This window comes from Cohnella silvisoli, assembly GCF_021190915.1.
In the GTDB taxonomy this organism is placed as follows: domain Bacteria; phylum Bacillota; class Bacilli; order Paenibacillales; family Paenibacillaceae; genus Cohnella; species Cohnella silvisoli.
Genome location: NZ_JAIOAP010000009.1, coordinates 250,073 through 271,219 on the forward strand (window position 1 = coordinate 250,073; position 21,147 = coordinate 271,219).

The 21,147-nt window shown below is 49.2% G+C and carries 14 protein-coding genes; 2 read left to right on the top strand and 12 right to left on the bottom strand.

The features are described 5' to 3' along the window. Positions 1–194 precede the first annotated feature (194 nt). Together K7P76_RS18210 and K7P76_RS18215 are read left to right on the top strand one after the other, a co-directional pair. Positions 195–1,940, top strand: a complete 1,746-nt coding sequence (locus K7P76_RS18210) for a cache domain-containing sensor histidine kinase (protein WP_232186744.1) — start codon at positions 195–197, stop codon at positions 1,938–1,940. Continuing rightward, positions 1,940–3,463, top strand: a complete 1,524-nt coding sequence (locus tag K7P76_RS18215) for a response regulator transcription factor (RefSeq protein WP_232186745.1) — start codon at positions 1,940–1,942, stop codon at positions 3,461–3,463. The genes K7P76_RS18210 and K7P76_RS18215 overlap by 1 nt, the downstream gene beginning before the upstream one ends. A 50-nt stretch (positions 3,464–3,513) precedes the next feature. Here K7P76_RS18215 and K7P76_RS18220 read toward each other — a convergent pair whose 3' ends face one another. The 12 genes from K7P76_RS18220 to K7P76_RS18275 form a co-directional block, all read right to left on the bottom strand. Further along, positions 3,514–5,583 (bottom strand): hypothetical protein, encoded by a 2,070-nt coding sequence (locus K7P76_RS18220; protein WP_232186746.1) that lies wholly within the window; start codon positions 5,581–5,583, stop codon positions 3,514–3,516. Then, on the bottom strand, positions 5,580–6,419 hold the full coding sequence (locus tag K7P76_RS18225) for a carbohydrate ABC transporter permease (RefSeq protein WP_232186747.1): 840 nt from the start codon (positions 6,417–6,419) through the stop codon (positions 5,580–5,582). The genes K7P76_RS18220 and K7P76_RS18225 overlap by 4 nt, the downstream gene beginning before the upstream one ends. A gap of 36 nt (positions 6,420–6,455) precedes the next feature. Then, positions 6,456–7,349 (bottom strand): carbohydrate ABC transporter permease, encoded by an 894-nt coding sequence (locus tag K7P76_RS18230; RefSeq protein WP_232186748.1) that lies wholly within the window; start codon positions 7,347–7,349, stop codon positions 6,456–6,458. A 90-nt stretch (positions 7,350–7,439) separates the two neighbouring features. Further along, positions 7,440–8,795, bottom strand: coding sequence for an ABC transporter substrate-binding protein (locus K7P76_RS18235; RefSeq protein WP_232186749.1), 1,356 nt, complete (start codon positions 8,793–8,795; stop codon positions 7,440–7,442). 99 nt (positions 8,796–8,894) lie between these two features. Further along, on the bottom strand, positions 8,895–10,517 hold the full coding sequence (locus K7P76_RS18240) for a response regulator (RefSeq protein ID WP_232186750.1): 1,623 nt from the start codon (positions 10,515–10,517) through the stop codon (positions 8,895–8,897). Positions 10,518–10,520: 3 nt separating this feature from the next. Next, positions 10,521–12,311, bottom strand: a complete 1,791-nt coding sequence (locus tag K7P76_RS18245; protein WP_232186751.1) for a sensor histidine kinase — start codon at positions 12,309–12,311, stop codon at positions 10,521–10,523. 165 nt (positions 12,312–12,476) lie between these two features. Continuing rightward, the gene (locus K7P76_RS18250) at positions 12,477–13,511 is read right to left on the bottom strand and encodes a sensor domain-containing diguanylate cyclase (protein ID WP_232186752.1); all 1,035 of its coding nucleotides are present in this window, start codon (positions 13,509–13,511) and stop codon (positions 12,477–12,479) included. Between the two features lie 493 nt (positions 13,512–14,004). Further along, positions 14,005–15,999 (bottom strand): alpha-amylase family protein, encoded by a 1,995-nt coding sequence (locus tag K7P76_RS18255; protein ID WP_232186753.1) that lies wholly within the window; start codon positions 15,997–15,999, stop codon positions 14,005–14,007. A 19-nt stretch (positions 16,000–16,018) separates the two neighbouring features. Next, the gene (locus tag K7P76_RS18260; RefSeq protein ID WP_232186754.1) at positions 16,019–17,356 is read right to left on the bottom strand and encodes an alpha-L-fucosidase; all 1,338 of its coding nucleotides are present in this window, start codon (positions 17,354–17,356) and stop codon (positions 16,019–16,021) included. A gap of 86 nt (positions 17,357–17,442) precedes the next feature. After that, positions 17,443–19,128 (bottom strand): extracellular solute-binding protein, encoded by a 1,686-nt coding sequence (locus K7P76_RS18265; RefSeq protein ID WP_232186755.1) that lies wholly within the window; start codon positions 19,126–19,128, stop codon positions 17,443–17,445. A gap of 114 nt (positions 19,129–19,242) precedes the next feature. Further along, positions 19,243–20,139: a carbohydrate ABC transporter permease gene (locus K7P76_RS18270; protein WP_232186756.1), complete on the bottom strand. Its 897-nt coding sequence runs from the start codon at positions 20,137–20,139 to the stop codon at positions 19,243–19,245. A gap of 13 nt (positions 20,140–20,152) precedes the next feature. Next, complete coding sequence (locus K7P76_RS18275) at positions 20,153–21,121, bottom strand: ABC transporter permease (RefSeq protein ID WP_232186757.1); 969 nt, start codon at positions 21,119–21,121, stop codon at positions 20,153–20,155. Positions 21,122–21,147: the final 26 nt, after the last annotated feature.

Genomic DNA, 21,147 nt, shown 5'->3' on the forward strand with positions numbered 1-21,147 from the left:
TGGATGAATGTTATTACTTGTTTAACAATACGGTCCTTTTATTTTAATGGAAATGGAAAATCTCTAGATCGCGTTTTGTAAAATTTATAGATCGCGTTTCCCCTGAACCAACCGTGCTATACTTGTTTTCAGGGGTGATTTTTCTGCGGAGGCTCAGTATCCAGGCAAAACTGTTTCTTGCTTTCACTTTGTGCATGAATTTAATTATCGGGCTATTAAGCTATCTCTACTACCAGCAAACTTCGAACGTCATATGGGAGAGAAACAAGGAAGCAACCCAGCAGATGCTGCTTCGCTTTGGCTCATCGGTCGACCGTTTATTCAAGGATATCGATCGAATTTCGGCGCAAACCCTGTACGATCCGGAAATAAACGCTTATTTTAACGCCCCCGATCCGAATTTCGATAATTCGTATTCTACTTTCGTCAAACTTCAGAGATTGACAAACCTACTGCAAAATTTTAACGGACCGGCTTTGACAGCCAAACGAATTATCATTTTCAACTTGAATGGGGATCATATCGATTACGGTTTGAATTGGGATACCTATCCTAGCTTGAAGGAGCGTTTCTCCTTTGCCGATTGGATACAGCCTACTATTCAGAAAAACGGAGATAAAGAGCTGGTCCCTCCGCGACCGACAGAGTGGCAGACCACCGGCGAGCTAGTCTTCTCTATATCGCGACTAATGAATCGAAATACATTAATAGAGGTCCAACAACCGTACTCTCTTCTGGAACAGACGGTGACGGAAGGAATTACTCCGGAGTCAGCCGCCAGCATCTATATTTATGACGACGCTGGGCGTATCTTCTATCCTTATGGACTCTCTCAAATTCCTTTTAAACTGGACCGCAATATAGCAGATCCGAACGGAACGGAAATCATTCATTCGGAAACGGGCGAACCCAACATTATTAATCTTGAGCATTCCTCTTACACCGGTTTGAACATTGCTTTGCTCCAGCCCAAAGATGTTCTATTGAAGCCGATTCGTCAACTGCACGTCCTAAGCTTTATTATCATCGGAGCGGCTGAACTTCTTGCCTTGCTGCTTTCCTACTTGATCGCCAAAACGATTACTTCGCCCATACTCAAGCTGCAGCGGTACGTTCGTAAAGTTGATTTGGACAATGTTCCGACCTCGTTGTCTCCCATGGAATTTAAATATTCCTACGAGGTGAACGAACTATATGAAACCTTCGTCAAAATGACCTTAGGACTCCATGGATCCATGAATCAGGTGATCGACTTGCAAAACAGGGAAAATATCGCCCAAATGCAAGCCTTGTACGCGCAGATGAATCCTCATTTTCTATATAATACCCTGACCTCAATCGGCAGGCGGGCGGAAGAATCGGCGGACCCCCAAGTCGCTCAGATGTGTTACAAGCTGACCCAGATGATGAGATACAGCACCTTATCCATCTCAACTCCCGTGACCATTCAAGAGGAATTGACGCACGCAGCTTCGTATCTTGAACTGATGAAGGTGCGTTTCGAGCACCAGTTTCATTATGAGGTGGAGCTCGACCCCGCTATCAAGACAGAATTCGTGCCCAAGCTGATCTTACAGCCGTTGCTGGAAAATTGCTTCACCCATGGCTTTCAAAAAGTGGAACCCCCCTGGACCATTCGAGTTGTCATCCAACAGGAACGGGAGGATTCGAACAGTTGGAGCATATGCATCATTGATAATGGAATCGGTTTTGAGCAAGCGGCGCTAGATAGAGTCCAGGGAATCATTAACACACTTCATTCCGGGCAAGCGCCCGAGCTGCAACAAATTACTACGCGCGGACTTGGAAACGTCGGGGTTGAAAATACGTTGACTAGATGCCGTATGTTCTGGAACGATCGGGTACGTTTTACCGTTCGCAATTTACATGAAGGTACCGAAATCAGAATCCAAATCAACAAGCCGGAGGGGAGTGCCTAATGTTTCGGATTATTATCGTAGAAGACGAACCCCCCATTATTCGCAGCATCAAAGAAAAGATTACGAACGTAGATCCGGACTTTAAGGTCGTTGGGGAATACCATAACGGAGAATCGGCGCTTCTGGAGATGGATATCGTCAAGCCGCATGTGCTGATTACGGATTTGCATATGCCCGTTATGAACGGCACTGCCCTGTTAGAGCGGGTGCGAGAGGAATACCCCGAAGTGATTTGCGTCATTTTGAGCGGGTATCAGAACTTCGAGTATACGAGAATGGCGATTCGCAAGGGCATAACCGATTATTTGTTGAAACCGCCAACCGAGGAAACGATATTTGAATTGCTGGTCGTCATTAAGAAGAAGCTCATGCAGAATCAATCTCTTATTGAATCGGAGATTCTGCAGCATTTGGTATTCCCGAATCAACATACAAACGATAACGATGCGAAAACGGAAAAAATGGCCAAAGAATACTTTTACCACGCCAATTATGTCATGCTTTATGCTTGGACATCCCCTGAGCTGCAAACGGACCTCCCCGTGCAATCGCTGTTATCGAAAGCAGCGGAGTGGCTCAAGGAAGGAGAACGGTATTATCTGATCTCAAGTCTGGCTAATGAATTCATCGTACTGTTCGGCGTACATGATCTTCATGATAAAAGATATGAGGAATGCGAAGCATTAATCAGAAGCTTGCCTGACATCGATTCGATTACATTTGTGCTATTGCCGATTGAAGGCTGGATCTCGAAAATTCCTGGCCTGCTGGTGAAAGCCCGCAAAGCGGCCCTGGTCAATAATTATGCGGATCAAGCATCCATGGTCATTGTCAAAGCGGATGACATGGTATATGACCCAGGAAGAATCGAATTGCCTGTAGATTCTCTCAATCATTTGATTTCTTTTATGCGCAAACAAAAGAAAACGGAATTCGAAAAACAATTCGTTTCCATGCTCTCGGCATGCAAACTCGAAGCTTTCCCCAAAGTCACGGTGATCAGAACGCTGCAACATATCGTCCAGATGCTCGAACCGAATGTACAGCCCCCCATAAATTCAAGCACAGCCAGAAGTATGGAAGATGAGATCGAACAAGCGATATGGGGAACGGCAAATTCAACTGAAATCATAGAGCATATGAAGCGGATTTTCGGACGTTTATTCCAGGAAAGCGAAACGGAAGAAACCGACTGGCTCACCGATGTAGAAGAGTATCTTAAAAAATACTATGTCTCCAACATTTCACTTACCGATCTCTCCGAGAAGTTTAATTTGAATGCTTCTTATCTGAGCTACGTTTTCAAAAGCAAGAAAAACAAATCTCCCATTGATTTTCTGATCGAACTCCGCGTCGAAGAAGCCAAGAGACTCATTAGAGAGCATCCTAGATTGCTGTTCAAAGACATTGCAGAGCAAGTAGGCTACCCGGATCCCTATTATTTCAGTAAACTGTTTAAACAAATGACCGGTTTGACCCCGACAGAGTACAAGAGGAATCAACTTGAGCATTTAATCGAGTAGGAGGGGGCGGCTGGCCCCCAACCTCTCACACCGCTTAAGTTGATTTTCGATTAACGCGTGACGCTTACCTTCATCCTAAACTCCGCAAGCGAAGCGGCGGCGGCCCCGCAGCCCCAATCGAAAATCGTGAATTCTCCAAGGCCGTCGACGGGAGTTCCGTCGTGATGATTGAAATTTTCCATATGGAAGCCGTAATCGCGCTCATCGAAGTGCGGGTGAACCCGTTCATATATTTCCTTAACCGCGGCATTCTCCGGGCAATACATCATATAGAAAGAAGCTTTCATCGCCCATAGGGCGCGAGCCCGATAACTCTCGTTGCCCGTCAGCCGATAATAGTCCCAATAGGTTAAAGCAAACAAGCTTTGCCGGGCATCGTTCCATTCGTCGTCGCTCGTCATAACCCCGAAACCGCCGATCGTCGGAACCGGAAAATAGGGCGGTTGCCAAATTTGCTGGTACAACGACGCTTCCGCTAGCACCTGCTCTCCGTAATCCAGCCACTCCGGGTTACCCGTCGCCACATATAAATCCTTCAATGCCTCCGCCGTCCAATAGATGCCGAAATTACATTGATTGTACAGCCCGCTGCGGGCATCCAATTCCCCGTATAGCTTGCCATCCCATTGCTTGGAGCATGACCAATAGGTTTCGAAGTCCTCCCAGCGCCCTTCGGGTACAATCCGATCCACGACGAATCGGGCAGCACTCTCAGCCGCCGCAATATACCTCGAATCGGCCGCCTCCTGTACTACTTGATTCAGCAAGCATAGCAGCATAACATGCACGGACGATTCCGGACTTTCCGTCAGGAACGGAGAAGTCCCTGAGCCATCCGGTCGCACCCACGCCGGAAACGATCCGTCTTCCTTTTGCAGCTTCAGCAGCCTTTCCACGTATCGGGTCACAAACGGAAAGATTCTCTCATCCTTGTTCACGTCGCGGTACCATTTCAACAACCACCAGCAAGTCCAAGAGCTATCGAGCAAATGGACGTGCTCTTCGTGCCCTGCCGGACGCCTCGGACCCGACATAAACCAACTGCCCGTCTCCCAGCGGTTGCCTTCTCCCGCCTGATAATAGCCGGGAAACAACCCGTCCATCTGCGGTGCGGACAACGCGAAATTCAAAGCGAGCTCCGCCTTGTCCACCCAATCCGCTCGCCCTTGCTGCCGCCCCCACCAGCCGTAGCCGTAAGCGGTTCGCAAGCCGCAGAACCACGCTTGATTCCACAAGCTTTTTGGTTCGCGCCATTCCTCCTCCGACCCAAGCCCCGGCTTCTGTTTCGCGCGCACGATAAACACGACTCCACCTGCTTCGGTACCATTTTCCAACGTGAACTGCTGCCAAGTTACATCCTTCCACCGATCCAATGCCCATTCGTAAGCATGATTGGCATATGGCTCCAACGCCGCCAAGCTATCTTCCTCATTCCCCAAAGCATCCGATACTGGCATCCGCTCCGACCCGAACCGGTCCCACAGAAACCTCTCGACCGCCCGGAAATCTTTGGGCCGTTGCCCGTCTCCCTTCCCCCATTCCGCCAAATAGAAACGGAAAACAAGCGGTTCCGTTAAAATTCGCGACTGCGGCGTCATCCAGTGATACACATGCCCTGTTTCCGTATATTCGCACAAGCCGTACATCAACGTATTGTCCTGTACGGAGTAATCCATCATATGGGGGAAGATGCGATGCTGCTGAATAACATCCAAATCAGGGATGAGCGCGGCCATTGTCGTTTCATCCTCGAATACGATGGCGGGGGAACGGAACATTTTGTCCCCGATTACCATTCCGTCGAGCGGTGCAAGATGCGGCTTCCACACGCAGCGAAGGGAAGAATCGTTCACCATGTACAATTGAATGCCAGAGAACATCTCACCCGTAACTGACGGAAATACAGACACTTCAACCGCAGCCACCGACTCGCCGACCGCAGCCATATTGGGCTCCCAATCCAGCCTCACTTCGATATGAACTCCGCCAACGCTCGCCATCCATATCGCGCCATCCGCAGCATATAACGCGCCGCTCATTTCAACCTCGTTCCAACTTCCATCGCCATGCCAACGCAAACCTAGCTTTTCGTTTAACCATCCCGGAAGCAAAGCGCTCACCCTTTCACTCCGGACATCGTAATGCCCTGTACGTAGTAGCGTTGCAGAAAAAGAAATACGACCAAAATCGGGATCGAGCTGATCGACGTCGCGGCCAAAATTTTACCCCATGAGATGTTGCGCAGCGATTGGAACGAAGAGATCGCTACCTGGATCACCTGCTTCTTCTCTTCATTAATGACGACCAATGGCCACAGGAATGAATCCCATTGGTTCAGGAACGTCATAATTCCGAGAGTAATCAATGCCGGAACGGCGGCAGGCAATACGATTTTGTTATAAATACGCATCCAACTCGCGCCGTCCATCCGAGCCGCATCCAGTATATCCCGCGGAATATCGGCGAAAAACTGAACCAGCATAAAAATCCCGAACACCCAGACGATTTGCGGGACGATCAGCGCCGTGAAAGAATTGATCCAATCCAAATCCCTCATGAGCAAGTACTGCGGAATCATGATGACTTCGTAAGGAATAACCAAAGAAGACATGAATAAGGTCAACAATATTTTCTTGAATGGAAACCGCAGCTTGGCAAAGGCGAAAGCCGCCATCGAATTAACGGCAAGACCGAACCCCGTAACAATTACGGCGACGAATAACGTGTTAAGCATATATCGTCCGAACGGTTTGCTCGGATCCAGGAAAATATCCTTATAATTTTGCAGCGTCCAATTGACCGGAATAAATAATTCCCTGCTTAAAGTGGTGTACTTGAAAATTTCCTCGTGCGTGCGAAACGAACTCATGACCATCCAATAAATCGGAAACAACGAAATGACGGCGAACACGATCATGACGATCCAACGCGCGCCGGCAGCAATATTCCGGTTCATGCGAACTACCTCCTAGCATCTAAACTAAACCCTCGATTAATACTCCACATCCGTGCGGAAAACCCGAAGTTGAACAATGGATATGATCAGCACCAGAAAGAAGAACAGAAACGCCGCCACGGCCGCATAACCCATATTCATCTGCTTAAATGCCGTTTCGTAAATAAAATGCACGACCGTGCTCGTCGAACCCGCCGGCCCGCCGCTAGTCGTAATGTAAATGGGAATAAAAATTTTCAGGGCATCCATCGTCGTAATAATGACGACAAAAGCCATCGTGCGCTTCAGTAACGGGAGCGTAATCAGGAAAAACCGTTGAATCGGACTCGCACCGTCTACATGCGCCGCTTCATAGAGAGATTCGGGAATGTTGTTGAGTCCCGCCAAGAAAATAACCATAACGAAGCCCATCGCCCGCCAGATGCAAAGGACGATAATGCCTAACATGGAAATGTCGGGGTTGGACAGGAAATCGACGCTTGGCAGCCCAATCCCCTTCAATATGACATTCAGCATGCCATAGTCTTTGTTGTAAATCAGTCTGAAAATCGTGGAAGCGATAGCGAAGGAAACGACGACGGGAATAAAATAAACCGTTCTGAAAAACCCGACGCCGCGGAACTTCTTCTGCACCAGAATGGCCAAACCGAGCGAAATAGCGGTTTGAACGGGCAGCACGACCAACGTGAAATAGAAAGAATGCCATAGGCTGTCGCCAAACGAGCCATCCGACAGAAGTTTGCGATAATTGTCCATGCCCGCAAAAGAAGAGTGGGAAGAAATCAGATTATAGTTCTGAAAGCTGATCCATAAAGCTTGAATCATCGGGTAGAAAATAAAAACAGCGAGTAACGCAAACGCGGGAATAATGAACAGAAACGCGGCGCGCGACTCCTGTTTGTCATATGCGGCGAATCGAAGCCTTTGCAAGGTAAACCCTCCTTATCTGTGCCAGGATAACCAAAAGGGAGCAGGCATATTTCCGGTTCCCCTGCTCCCCTTTCGAATCCGTATCTTATGTTATTGCTTCAATAATGCGATACCGTCATCGATTTTCTTGACGGCTTTAGCGAGGGCTTCGTCAACATCCCCGTTGCCGAGGCCGACATCTTCGAACAACAAGCGAATGGCTTCGCTGATTGCCGGGTAAGCCGGAGTTACCGGCCTTGGATGGCCATACTTGGACAACTGTTCAGCGTAAATGTTCATCGGATATTCTTTCAATTCGGCGAAAGCGTCGAAAGTGGATTGTCTGGCCGGAAGGTTTTTCGTTACTTCGTACCACACTTTAGAGCCTTCCACTCCCGTTACCCAGTTCACGAACTGCCATGCTTCGTCCGGATGCTCCGATTTGGACGTAATCGCCATTCCCCAGCTTCCGGTCGTTCCGATCATTTTTTGGTCCTTCCAGAGCGGCGCGACATCGTAGTCCACGCCTAATTTGAAATTAGGGAAATTCTGAGCTTGATAGGAGAAGGCAAACGGTCCATCAACGTGTATGGCCACTTTGCCGTTCCAGAACGCATCTTGCGGAAGCTCTTTCGGTGAAACCTTCTCCGTATTGAAGAGCGACTTCCAGAAAGTCATCGCTTTTTTCGCTTCCGGCGAGTCCAAATAGCCTTTGGCCGTAGTGCCGTCCGGGCTCAAAATCTCCGCACCTGCCTGCCATAAGAATGCCATTTCGGAATAAGGAGCGCCTTCATGGCCTGCGAAGCCCCATGGCGTCGGATTCCAACCGTAAATGCCTTTGGCAGGATCGTTCAATTTTTTGGCCGCATCCAGTACTTGATCCCAAGTCCAAGCTTCGTCCACGTTCTTGGAAGGAAGGGGGATTCCTTTCTCCTCGAACATTTTCTTGTTATAGAACATAACGATGGTGCCTTCATTGTTAGGCGCGGCGTACATTTTGCCATTGAAGGTCAAACCCTCGATAACCGGCTTCAGCAAGTCATCCTTGTTCCCGTCTTTGGCAAAATAATCGTCCAGCGGAATGATAGCTCCCTGATTGGCGTAAGAAGCCAACGTCGGCGCATCGAGCGCCATAATATCCGGCGGATTGCCGCCAGCCAATGCCGTACGAATTTTCGTTTCGTATTGGTCGTTCGGAATCATCTGGAAATTCACTTTGATGTTCGGATGTTTCTCTTCGAACGTAGCTATCAATTTCTTGAATGCTTCGGCTTCGGGAGCGTAGTCGTGACGCCAGAACGTCAACTCGATTTGCTCGCCTTCCGCGGCGGAGTCGGACGGAGACGCCGATTCGGTTGCGGACGGCGACGCGCTCGAACTCCCCTGACCGTTATTGGACTTGCTCGAACAAGCCGCCAAACCGATCGCTACAACTACAGCAAGGAGAAGCAACAAACTCTTTTTCATAGGACCCTCACCCTTCGGTTAATGTGTTTGCTTCTATAGGCTAGCACCCGGTGGGCAACCGTTGAATTCATTCGCTTTGGATGTTGGCATATAAAATAATCAGGTCGGAGGAGAACCCGGATGATTGCGATATTCGTTGGGACTGACGCCGTATTGCTTCTTAAAAACGCTGCTTAAGTAACTCGCGTTAGCGAATCCGACCAACTCGGCGATATCGGAAAGCCGCATATTCGGATCCCCTAGCAAATCCGCAGCCCTTCCTATACGAACTTGCGTTAAATAATCGCTGAACGTCGTACCCGTCTGCTTCTTGAACAATTCGGACAAGTAGGTCGGGTTAATATGGAAACGGTCCGCCAGCATCGTCAGACTCAATTCATTCATAAAAGAAACTTCGATATACCTGCGTATCGCTTCAACGGCTTCTACTCCGCCCGAAACCCTCGATTTTTTGATTCCTTCGATGACTTGTGCGGCGATTCCCGTTAAATGCGAAAGGGCAGATGCCGCCGATCGATGCTGCCACATCGGATCCGGGAACAACCAATGCTGGGTTTCGGGAATATCGAGACGGTGTTTGCTTGCTGTCTGGTCCAATAACAGCATGACGCGAACAATAAAAGAAGCTACTCCTTGCACGGGGTAATTTCCCGTTTGAACGACGGCTTCTATCGTGCTGGCGAAAGAACCCAGATCGCCGTTCTCAAGCGCTATGGAGAGCCGTTTCTCCACCTCGGGGAATAACTCCGCGATTGCGTCATGGGAAGGGTCGGGCGATACAATCTGCGATTTGACGCCAGACTGGCTCTGGCTCCAAGCGAGCAATGCCGTAAGAAAACCGTTGCGAATCGAGCCTGACCCATGGAATGGCGTTCCTACCCCGATCACGGTTTCCACCTTTAAATAACGTTGGATATGGGATTGGATTTGCGTGCAAAGCGAATCCTTACGGATTTCCCCTTCCCGCTCGCTGGCAGATGAGACGAGAAAATGCATCATATGCGGATAGCTGCGATGGTAGAAAGCAAACACGGAGTCGTCCCAAACCGGATCCTGCGCGGTCTCGCGGCATACAAGCTGAAAAGCAAGCCGGAACAATCCGTTGCCTTCCGGTTGATCGCCCAGCCTTCCTTCGGGAATCCGAAATTCCACGCTAATGAATTGCAGCCTGGCATTGTCGTTCAGCCATTCGCCCAATCCCAAACGTTCGACTTCACTGCGCAACGTTAACGCTCTATCGTCGTCATCATTACTGATCCACTCCAACAGGTGCTGCTCCCGCTGCATGGAATAACTTTTCTGCAATTGATGCTGCATCGCTTGTTTCTCCGAAACGACTTGTTTTTCCAGATCAAGCTCTTCCCGGAGCTTGCCTAGAATATTCGATAATTCGCTGCGGACGACGGGTTTAAGCAAGTAATCCCTGGCACCGCATTGCATGGCCGCCTTTACGTAATGAAAGTCGTCATGGCCGGACAGCACGATGACTTTGGTCCGGGGATAATTTTCCGCGCATTGCTTTAATAACTCCAACCCGCTCATAATCGGCATGCGGATGTCCGTCAGTATGAGATCGTAAGGGTCCTTCTCGAGCAGCGCCAGCGCTTCCCTTCCGTCTTGGGCTTCTCCGGCGATCATGAATTGATGGGACGACCAGTCGATTTTCAGCTTAAGGCCGCTGCGGATTTCAAGTTCATCGTCTACTAATAACACGCGATACATCGTTCATTCCTCCTTCATGGGCAGCTGGAAAATAATTCGGGTGCCTTTTCCCGGCGCCGACTCCATCCGGACGACGAATCTTGTCCCGTAATGAAGACAGCATCTTGCCAGAACATTGCGCAAGCCGATTCTCCGGCCTTGAGCGCCGAGGACGTCCGCCATATCTCCTTGAGACATTTCCCTTTGCAATTCCTCTATCAAATCGGATGACATTCCCGTACCATTATCGGTTATCGTAATTTCAAGCGCGTCGTTTACCTTGCGGGTAGTCAGAACAACGTTAGCGCCGGCGGGATTCTCCAAACTGAACTTGATCGCGTTCTCCACGAGCGGCTGCAAAATAAATTTGACGATCGATACGTCCCCATACTCCGGAGTATCGTGAATTTCAATAGTGAGGCGTTCTCCGAAACGAATTTTCATAATCGCCACGTAATACCGGATATACTGCATTTCCTCCCGCAGCTTAACCAAATCGCTATCCACGCGCAAGGAGTACCGGAGCATCTGACCGAGCCACTCCGTCACGTCTATCACTTCTTCGTTGCGGCTTTGCGCGGACAAGCTGCCAATGGCTTCGAGCGTGTTATAGAGAAAGTGCGGATTGATTTGCATCAGAAGCGCCTTGTATTCCGCGTCTTTGCGCCGCATATTGGCCTGGAATTCGGTTTCGATCAAAAAACGCAAGCGCTTGACCATATTGCGGAACACCTTGACGACGTATCCGACCTCATTGCGGGGAATCGGCATTCGCGCCAGCGATTCGTCCTCTTCTTGGCTGAAATCTCCTCGCTCTACCAATCTCATCGAACCCGCCAGTCGGGTGAGCGGCCGGGCGATCCCGGAAGAAACCCAGAACGCCGCCGCGATCGTGAGCAGAAGCAGAAGCGCGCCTACGGCCATCATCGTTTGCTGCACCCGCTTCATTTTCTCGAACAGTTCGTGCTCCGGCACTTCGCCTACGAGAATCCAGTTCGCGCCTTTGATTTTACGATAGAGGACCCGATGGCTTTCGCCTTGATGCTCTACCGTCAGCTTGCCCCCGGAATGCTTGTCTTTGCGCATCGCTTGCATTTCACCTAGGAAACCCGACATCCCTTCGGCGATTTGCTGCTCGAGCACCGGATTCCCTTCCATATCCAGCAAGTACACGCGGCCCGTCTCACCGAATTTAATTTTGTCCAGCGGCGTTTGAATTTGCGCCGTTTGAACGTTAAGTTTCAATACGCCGATCTTGCGGAAGGAGCTCAACTGCACGAGATTGTATATCAAACTGTTCATGCTTATTTTCTGCAGATAGCCCGGTTGGTAGGCGTCCATGTGGGCGGGTACCCAGCGGATGCCTTCTTGCTTGAAGGTTTTATACCACGGGTTATCGAGGAATGCGGGATCGTTAAACACGTTATCGCGAATACCGACGGCCGTTCCGTTATCGTTGAACAAAGTAATGGAGGAGATTGAGGAATGATTCAAAGCGATGGAGGACAGAAACTTGCGTATTTCCGCATCCTGCGAAATTCGTTTCTCGGGAGGTAAGCTTTTGTCTAGATGCACGGTAATCCATTGCTGCGTCACTTCATTGCTCAGCACCTGATTCGCCACATCTTCAACTTGCGTCGTTAGCGTACTGACGAACGAAGCGTATTGATCCATCGTCTGCGACGTGGATTCTTCGATGGACGTACCGATGACGGAGTTGGATACCTGCGTCAGCACGACAACCATCGTAATGAACGGAATGATGAGCAGAACGATGAACGTGACGGACAAGCGAGTTCTTAGCGAGTAGAACATAGGCGCGCCCTCCGGAAATTGAAATACTCCCTCCGGACGGAGCCTGAAGGGAGTAACTTAGGTTTAGCCGGGTAAAGTAAAGAGTCCCTCTTTACTTTATCAGGAACGGCAGTCAGAGTGAATTCAATTTTTTCGGGGCGTAACCCCTAAAATATTCGGAAACGGTTAATTATAGGAATCCGAGTAAACCTGCAGTTGATTTCTTCCCATCAGCTTCGCTTTATAGAGAGCCTCATCCGCGTGATGAATGATTAATTCCCGGCTTGACGTTTGGGACGGTATGACCGTCGCAACTCCCATGCTAATGGTAACATGATCGCTCGTTTTCGATGCTTGGTGCGGAATGTCCAGCAACTCAATGCATTTGCCTAAACCCGCGGCGATTCGTACCGCGGTCCGTTCATCCGTTTCGGGCAACACGACGATGAACTCTTCCCCGCCGTACCTCGCCGCGAATCCGCCTTCGGGCAACTCGTATTCATCAAGCGCAGCAGCTACCCTCTTCAAACAGCTATCCCCTTCAAGGTGTCCGTAAGTGTCGTTATAAGCTTTGAAATAATCGATATCGCATAAAATGACGGACATCGGCACCGTTCCCTGTGCTGCGCCTAATACCCACTCCTGCTCCAGCTTATCGTTCATGTAGCGACGATTCGCGATCCCGGTCAACCCGTCCAGATTCGCTAATTTAGACAAAAGAAGATTGGTTTCCTGTAGCTGCTGCTCGGCAAGCTTGCGTTCCGTAATATCGCTGCCTACGACCAGCACTTCTACCGTAACACCGTTCTCGATTATGGGCGTGACGCTGTTCAGATACGTATGTTCATTAAATCCCGATTCATACTGGAGGCATTCGCCTGCCCACGCACGGTCATAAATCTCTCTAATATAATCATGCATCCTTGGAGGCATCACTTCTTCCATGGTCTTGCCTATGTCGGCTTGGGTCAGGCCGAGCATGTAATACAATTTGCCGTCACCCATCGTATAACGATATTGACCGTTGATTTTCTTGAACTTAAACAGAATCCCGTGCTGCTCCCTCAATATCGTCATGTACTCTTTTTTAGTCGCCTCTAGTTCTTCTAGCGTTCGTCTGTATTTAGAAGCATCGCGAACAAGACGGCTTATCTTCAAGCCGCCCCAGATCAAAAATATGATTATTACGACTGCAGTCGCTGCTATTCCCCAAGCATTCATGAGATTACCCCCAATGTATCCCTGATATGCTTTCATAATTCTACACAATTCGACAAAAAGTTAGAAAATCCTCTGCTTAACAACAAAACCGGCTTTGCCGTTTTCGGGAAAGAATGTGCCATCCTTATACGCCGTCATCGACCCTTCCGCCATTATAATATGGTGCGAAGGCCAAAAAACTGCCCTCACCACCTTGAACCGCAGGGTCGAGACTTCGCCAAGGCCAAAAAACTGCCCTCATCACCTTGATCTGCAGCGTCGAGACTTCGCCAAGGCCAAAAAACTGCCCTCATCACCTTGATCTGCAGCGTCGAGACTTCGCCAAGGCCAAAAAACTGCCCTCATCTTCTTGATCTGCAGCGTCGAGACTTCACCAAGGCCAAAAAACTGCCCAGGTGGCGATGCCACCCTCGAATTGAAAAAAGCAAGCAACCGTGAATATCGGCGCTTGCCTCTTGCTGATCGATTAATCATTTTCTCTTAGCTTAGACTTCTAGTCCTTCAGTACAATGACTCCGTGGATCGATAAACTCGGTACGATAACATTTACCGCCCCTTCCTCCCATTCCCACTTCAGCTCCGTTCTATCCGGTTCCCACATCACGTTGGCGGGACGAATATCCGTCAGGATTCGAACGCATATCGGTCCGATCGGAGGCACGTATTCAACAAAAGCCCTTCGGTTCGAAACCGGAATGTTGACAAGGTTCATCAGGTGGACGCAGAGTTCCCCTTGAGAGGACCTGCGGATAGAAATATCTACGCAGTAAGGCGCATCCGTAGTGACGATGGGGTCGGGGAACAACCTGGCAACGATATCCCGGACATAACTGCGCAAGAACGGATGGTGGGAATTATGGAAACAGGTTGCAACCGGTCCAAATACGGCGGCAATTTCCCCCTTTCCATAAGAGGCAATTGTTGCTGCAACGGCTTCGTGCCGTTGGCGAAGGTGTTCTTCGGATACCCCCGTACTTCTGACATCCAGGTAGGAGTGACGTCCATGCACCCCCTCCCCATGGTAGCGCATGGAAAGCACTTCCGCCGTTACGAGAGATACATCCTGCCATTTCCCCGGGCAGCCTACTTTCCCTTGTACGGATACGAGCTGTGCGTTAATTTTTGTCGGTTCTCCCTCGAAAAGTACGCCTAACGCTTCTTGGAACTGATGGGCGCAGCGTTGTCCAAGAAGCAGCAGCTTCCCCCCATCCGCAACGTACGCAAGAACTCGCTTCCGAAAGCTCTCGATCAGTAAATGGGAATCCGGAATGACCAACAACGGGAATTTCTCCAGATTGTCCATCAACATGTGCTCGGACAGCACATCAACGGAATAGTGCGACTCCAGAAGCGCATGCAGAGCCCCTTCCAGTTCAATAAGCGGTGTGTCCCACCACGTGTAAACGCGATCCGACTTGTCGAATTGACTTTCGCTGGAATGCAGAAGCGCGATCTGGGGTACCGATGTGCTGCGATGTGAAATCTCCTTGCGCATAAGGCAGAATTGTGCCGTTTCGCTTGCGACATTCATAATTTCATCGCTAATATAACCGGATCGCGTCGGCAGAAAGTACACCATGAATCCGCCGCCGTGCATGAGCACGACAGCCGCCTCTTGCATGAGCTGAACGGGTGTCTTTAACAGCTCCTCCTGGTCTTTGGCCGTATCAAACCCCCACGCTTGCAGCTCCCACGGCATGCCTGTGTTGGTCAAGTATCGCGTTTCGGTCCGCGCGCGATCGACGGATAGCATCGGATCGAAATCGCCGGATATATAGTCGACATCCGTTTCGACCGGCTTTGGACTCATCGTCGTGTACGCCCAGTTGCTCGCCACCTGAACGCCGGGTTTCAGCTCGTGCAACGCTTGCGTCCAATGACCGAGGTAACGCTCGAAATGGGCTCTGTGGAAATTTTTCCACGCCAGCCACCGCTCGTCCGAGCGGTTCTTCGGGGCATCGTCCCATCCCGTCTCTTGCTTCCACGCTGCCAATGCCGCCTCCGAATAATCCAGCTTGGCTCCCCAGCACTCGCCATCCAGCCATACGCTGTCGATATCGTATAGATCAACGACTTCCGCCAATTGCGGAATGAGCAGTTCATCAACGTAAGGACCAAAAACGCTGGTTGCCTCTGGATCCGTCTTGCCTTCCGCATCTACGCTTGCCCATTCAGGATGTTCGCGAACGGCCAAATGATCGACTATACCCGAGTAATGAATGCCGAGGCCGATTCCATGCCGCCGAGTCGCTTTGCGCCAAATGGCCAAAGAATCTTTGACGATGCCTCGAGAAGCCCAGCCTACTTGCGTTGGAAATCCGGCATATCCCGGATGCCCTTTGCAATCATAGTGTACGAACTCGGGACGGACTTTCGTGAGAAGTCGTTCCACCATTTCTTCGCTTACGTCTGCCCCGAGACTTGTATCCTCTGCCATTGGATGTAAATCGAAGTGCAGACCAAAAAACGCGTTTTTCCGATCGAACATGTTTCCTCCCCCTTTCCCTCTACCGAACGCCCTCTATTTTGAATACGTAAGCATGCCGACAAGGAACGCTGTCTATCGCGATTGCTGGCATTCGAATAAGCAGCTCTTGCGTCGTTTCCTCATACGATAAAGACTCATTCCAGCCCAGCATCGAGATCCGAGCATCTCCCGATAGTCGAAGGTTCTGCAACACCAGCTGTTTCCCCGGCCAACGCAATGCTATGGCGTAGAGCGTACCTTCTCTATAGGTATATCTAACGAACTCCGAGTCCTGGTTGTCCCGCCATTTATGCGTACCGAACACGGCTTCCCCGTTAACCTCTAACCAAACTCCCAATTGCGTCAACCGTTCTTCCATAATGACCGGAATCAATCCGTCGGCGGTGGGCCCGACGTTCAATAACAGGTTACCGCCTCTGCTTACCGTATCGACTAGAAGATGAATGACTTCTTCCTCCGTCATATAGTCGTTCAAGGTTTCGTTTCGGTTATAGCCGAACGAGGTTCCGATGCCCCGGCACTCTTCCCATTTCCATTCGCGGCTCATCTCTAATAATTGCCCTTCAGGCCCATACCCGACTTCGCCGTATTCGGTCGTGAAGTAGCCGCCATGCTTTCCTCGCGTGTCCTTGCCCCACCGATCGTTGACCACGATTTCATCCCGAACGGACGACTCCGTGAACAGCCACTCCAAAAATTCCCGACTATGCCACACACCGCTTGCGTGCTCCCACTCCCCATCCGTGAACAACACCGATGGCCGATACGCTTCCACCAATTGTTTCATTTGGGGAATCATATGTTTCAAAGCATACGCTTCGGGATCTTTGACATATAGCGGGTTAAACCATTCCAGCAGCGAATAATAGGCGCCCATCTTTAGGCCCTTACCCACAACGGCGGAGCTCAGTTCCCCATATAAATCCCGATGGGGTCCGATGTCTACGCTGTTCCAGTTCCAACTATGCTGACTGGGCCACAGACAGAATGCATCATGATGCTTGGCGGTTAGCACGACATAACGTGCGCCCGAACGTTGGAACAATTGCGCCCATTGATGCGGGTCGAACAATTCGGCTTTAAATTGAGCTGCGAAATCCTCGTATTTAAACGACTCTCCGTATATCTTTTGATGAAAAGTCCGATATTGTCCGTTTTGTTGTCGCACGGCGCTGCCATACCACTCTGCATAGGCTTCCCCAGGCGTGTTAACGCTCGAACGTTTAGGAGCCCATGCCGGTACCGAGTAAAGACCCCAGTGAATGAATATTCCTAATTTATAATCATTAAACCAAGCCGGGATCGGCCTAGCGTCGATATCCGACCACTGACGTTCGTTGCTATTTTTTTCTCCCATGCTCCACACCCCAGATCGCTTTTTAAGAAAAGAAGCCTATAAGCGCACTTATAGGCTTCAATAGTTTGTTTCCCCTATTTGTAGATTTATTTCCCTTTATACTGCCTGTCATAAGCGATTTGAGTCAGTTCCGCCAAACGGTCGTAGCCGACTTTCTTCAATTCGCTTACGTATTTATCCCAGTCCTTATCTACGTCCATACTCCCGGTTACGAACTTTGCAATGCTCTCATCCAAATACTTGATAACCGCATTGTTCAGCTCTTCCCATTCCGTCGCCTCGTCCTCCGGCATCATGAAGCTTCCGGGCATCGGTTGCTTCGGCCCTTTGCCTTCGTATTTAGCCTTTGTTTCGTCATACAATATTTTCTCATGATTCCATACGCCAGGCGTAACGACTTGGGAATTCCGCCAGTCGGACGTCATGAACGTATTAAGACCGTTACCCCAAGTGAAATTGTTCGGCTGCTCGCCGCTTTTTTTGACGTTGTATTTGGCGGGCTTACCGTCAAGACCTACCTCGCCTTCCTTCGCCTTTTCCCAAACGTCGCCTTCCGGACCGTACAGATTGTAGTCTCCGTCCATAAACAGCTGATAGATGGCATCGCCGAAACGCATGGCCAACTCGGGATTCTTCGCTGCTTTCGTGATAACGAAATTTCCCGTACCCATTCCGAAAGAATATTCTTTCGCGAAGGACACTCCTTTCGGCCCGGTCAAAGGAGGCAGCGCCACGTAATTTTCTTTCACGTTATTCGCTTCGCTCCAATCGACCCAACCCATCGCGCCGGAACCGACTGCCCCTAGTCGATTGTCTTCTTGGCTCGTACCTGCCAGAATTTTGAGTTTGTTGTCGTCTTCCAGCAAGAACTCAGGATCGATCAAACCGTCTTTATACAGTTTGTTTAAATATTTCAATCCCTCTTTCCATTCTGGCTGTACCGGCGCTTGCACGACTTTATCATCCATGAGCGATAAGCGGTTACCGACCTCATTGTAGATGAATGCGTTCATCAGGAAGAAATCGATACCCCCTTGCCACGAAGCGCGAGTTAACGGAATTTCGTCTTTTTTGTGATTGCCGTTCGGATCATTCTCCTTGAAAGCTTTCATAACATTATAAAATTCGTCGGTGGTGGTCGGCATTTTGAGTCCCAGATTATCCAGCCATTTCTGATTGATCCACATCTTATGGCTGTAGGTGCAGTGGTAACATTCGTTTATAGCCGGCAGACCGTAAATGTTCCCGTCTGGCGCCGTAATCGCTTTTTCGATGATCGGATTGTAGTCGAACACCTTTTTAGTCGCGACGCCATAATCATCGATTAATTTATTCAAAGGCAGGAACAGTCCCTGTGAACCGTAAGCGATTTGCTGGGCATTGCTGATTCCCCATGACAAGATGACATCCGGCATATCCGAACTGCTTGCAAGGAGCAAGTTCAGCTTATCCCGATAATCTTCCATATTCGCTCTGACCCACTCGATTTTTATGTTGGTCTTCTCTTCGAAATACTTCGTAAACGAGTTCTGTTCCAAATCTCCGATCCAGCTTGGCGGGCTTGCCCATACCCGAAGCGTTTCCTTTTGTTTCGCGATCGGAAATGTACCGGGAGCATTCAAATTGGATGCGTTGTCCTTTCCAGTTTCGGCCGCGCTCCCGCTAGTTGGACTTCCGGCGGCCTCATTATTTTTGGAAACCTTATTGCAACCGGCCAGTATGATGCTGAAACATAGAATGACGGTTAATAAATAAGCTAACGTTTTCTTCATTCGTTGAACCCCTCCAAATTGTTTTTGTTTTTCCGTTACTAGAAAACCTTAGCTTCTAATATAAATCCCATTTCAGAATTGCGCATCACCACCTTAAATAAAAAGATTGGCATTTTATCCTTTTATCGAGCCGATCATGATTCCCCGAACGAAATACTTTTGCACGAAAGGATATAGAAGAACGACTGGCAAACTGGAAACGACAATTAACGAGTATTTAAGCTGTTCCCGCAAATTAGCTCTTTCCGCCATTGCTTTTGTGTCGAAGCCCGCCATCATGCTGGGATCGATCTGGTTTTGGATCAAAATCGCGCGCAAAATCATTTGCAGCGGCATCTTGTCGTTATCCTTCAGGAAAATCAAGGCGCTTTGGATATTGTTCCAATATCCGATCGCGTAAAACAGCGTATTAACGGCTATAATCGCGCCGGAAATCGGGAGAACGATTTTTCGGACAAACGTAAAATCGTCGCACCCATCCAGCTTCGCCGCTTCTAGCAATTCTCGGGGTATCCCCGCTTGAAAGAACGTGCGGGTGATGATCAAGTTGTATACAGCCAGAGCCGAGGGCAGAATAACTGCCCATCGGGTGTTATACAAACTGAGTTGATTAACGAGCATATAGGTCGGTATGAGACCGCCGCTGAAGAACATCGTAAAGGTAAACAAAAACATGAGCGGATTTTTTGCTTTGAAATCCGGGCGAGACAGCGGATATGCCGCCAGCACGGTCAATGCTACGCTGATCAGCGTACCGAAAACGGTATAAATCGCCGTATTGTAAAAACCTGTCCAAATTCCTTTGTATTGAAAGACCGCTTCGTAACCTGCCAAGCTGGGAAGGACCGGCCATAGCCATACCTGTCCGGTCGTGACGGCCGTTGGAGAGCTGAAGGAGGAACTGACAATATAGATAATCGGATATAACGTAACGACTAGAGCGACGGTGAGCAGAAAGTTAATGAAAGCCGTAAACCATTTATCCCTGCGCGTTGTGTACAAATTGTCCATCTTATTTCTCCTCCTACCATAGACTGTTTTTGTTTATCCGTTTGGAAATCGAATTCGCGAGTATGAGCAATGCGAAATTAATTAGCGAATTGAACAGGCCGATGGCGGAAGCATAGGAATAGTTCGGCAGGGATGCGGATAACCCCGTTTTATAGACATAAGTTGAGATGACTTCGGATGAATCTAGGTTAAGCGGATTTTGCATCAGGAAAATTTTATCGAAGAAACCTAGATTCATCACTTGGCCGACCGCCAATATGAAGGTGATGACCATTGTAGGCATAATGCCCGGTAAATCAATATGACGAATTCGCTGAAACTTCGACGCTCCATCCACGACCGCCGCCTCGTACAATTCTTGATCGATTGATGCTAGAGCGGCGATATAGATAATCGCGTTAAAACCCGCGCCCTGCCAAATATTGGACCATGTATAGACGGAGCTGAACCATTCGGGCTTAGACATAAACATGATCGGTTCGCCGCCGAAGAAACGAATAACGTTATTGATGATTCCATAATCCTGAACGGATAAAAATTGAATCAACATGCCCACGACGACCGTGACCGAAATGAAGTAAGGTGCAAATGTCGATAATTGGACCACTTTCCGAAAGCGTTTACTGCCGGTGTTGTTTAAAAGCAGCGCCAGCAACACGAAGATCGGAAACCCGACAAGCAGCGTGTAAAAGCAAACCTCGACCGTATTCCAGATAATCTCTCCGGCATCATAGGATTGAAAAAACTTGTGAAAGTACTTGAGACCCACCCATTCGCTGCCATTGATTCCATCTACGGCTCTGAACTTTTTGAAGGCAATCTGCACGCCATACATGGGAACGTACATAAACAGGATCAGCCAAATCAATGGCGGAACAATCATCAAATACAATTGATAATTTGTGATTAGCTCTTTTTTGAATAACCTCGAACGATCCCGCTTTTCCGGAGTGGTTAACGGTCTTGCAATTGTTTCTTTCATAAATACGTGCTCCTGTCGTGATGAAT

Coding starts and splice junctions, on each gene's coding strand:
- K7P76_RS18270 (WP_232186756.1), bottom strand. CDS start 20,139: ATGGACAATTTGTACACAACGCGCAGGGATAAATGGTTTACGGCTTTC.
- K7P76_RS18240 (WP_232186750.1), bottom strand. CDS start 10,517: ATGTATCGCGTGTTATTAGTAGACGATGAACTTGAAATCCGCAGCGGC.
- K7P76_RS18255 (WP_232186753.1), bottom strand. CDS start 15,999: ATGTTCGATCGGAAAAACGCGTTTTTTGGTCTGCACTTCGATTTACAT.
- K7P76_RS18210 (WP_232186744.1), top strand. CDS start 195: ATGAATTTAATTATCGGGCTATTAAGCTATCTCTACTACCAGCAAACT.
- K7P76_RS18245 (WP_232186751.1), bottom strand. CDS start 12,311: ATGTTCTACTCGCTAAGAACTCGCTTGTCCGTCACGTTCATCGTTCTG.
- K7P76_RS18265 (WP_232186755.1), bottom strand. CDS start 19,128: ATGAAGAAAACGTTAGCTTATTTATTAACCGTCATTCTATGTTTCAGC.
- K7P76_RS18260 (WP_232186754.1), bottom strand. CDS start 17,356: ATGGGAGAAAAAAATAGCAACGAACGTCAGTGGTCGGATATCGACGCT.
- K7P76_RS18215 (WP_232186745.1), top strand. CDS start 1,940: ATGTTTCGGATTATTATCGTAGAAGACGAACCCCCCATTATTCGCAGC.
- K7P76_RS18235 (WP_232186749.1), bottom strand. CDS start 8,795: ATGAAAAAGAGTTTGTTGCTTCTCCTTGCTGTAGTTGTAGCGATCGGT.
- K7P76_RS18225 (WP_232186747.1), bottom strand. CDS start 6,419: ATGAACCGGAATATTGCTGCCGGCGCGCGTTGGATCGTCATGATCGTG.
- K7P76_RS18275 (WP_232186757.1), bottom strand. CDS start 21,121: ATGAAAGAAACAATTGCAAGACCGTTAACCACTCCGGAAAAGCGGGAT.
- K7P76_RS18250 (WP_232186752.1), bottom strand. CDS start 13,511: ATGAATGCTTGGGGAATAGCAGCGACTGCAGTCGTAATAATCATATTT.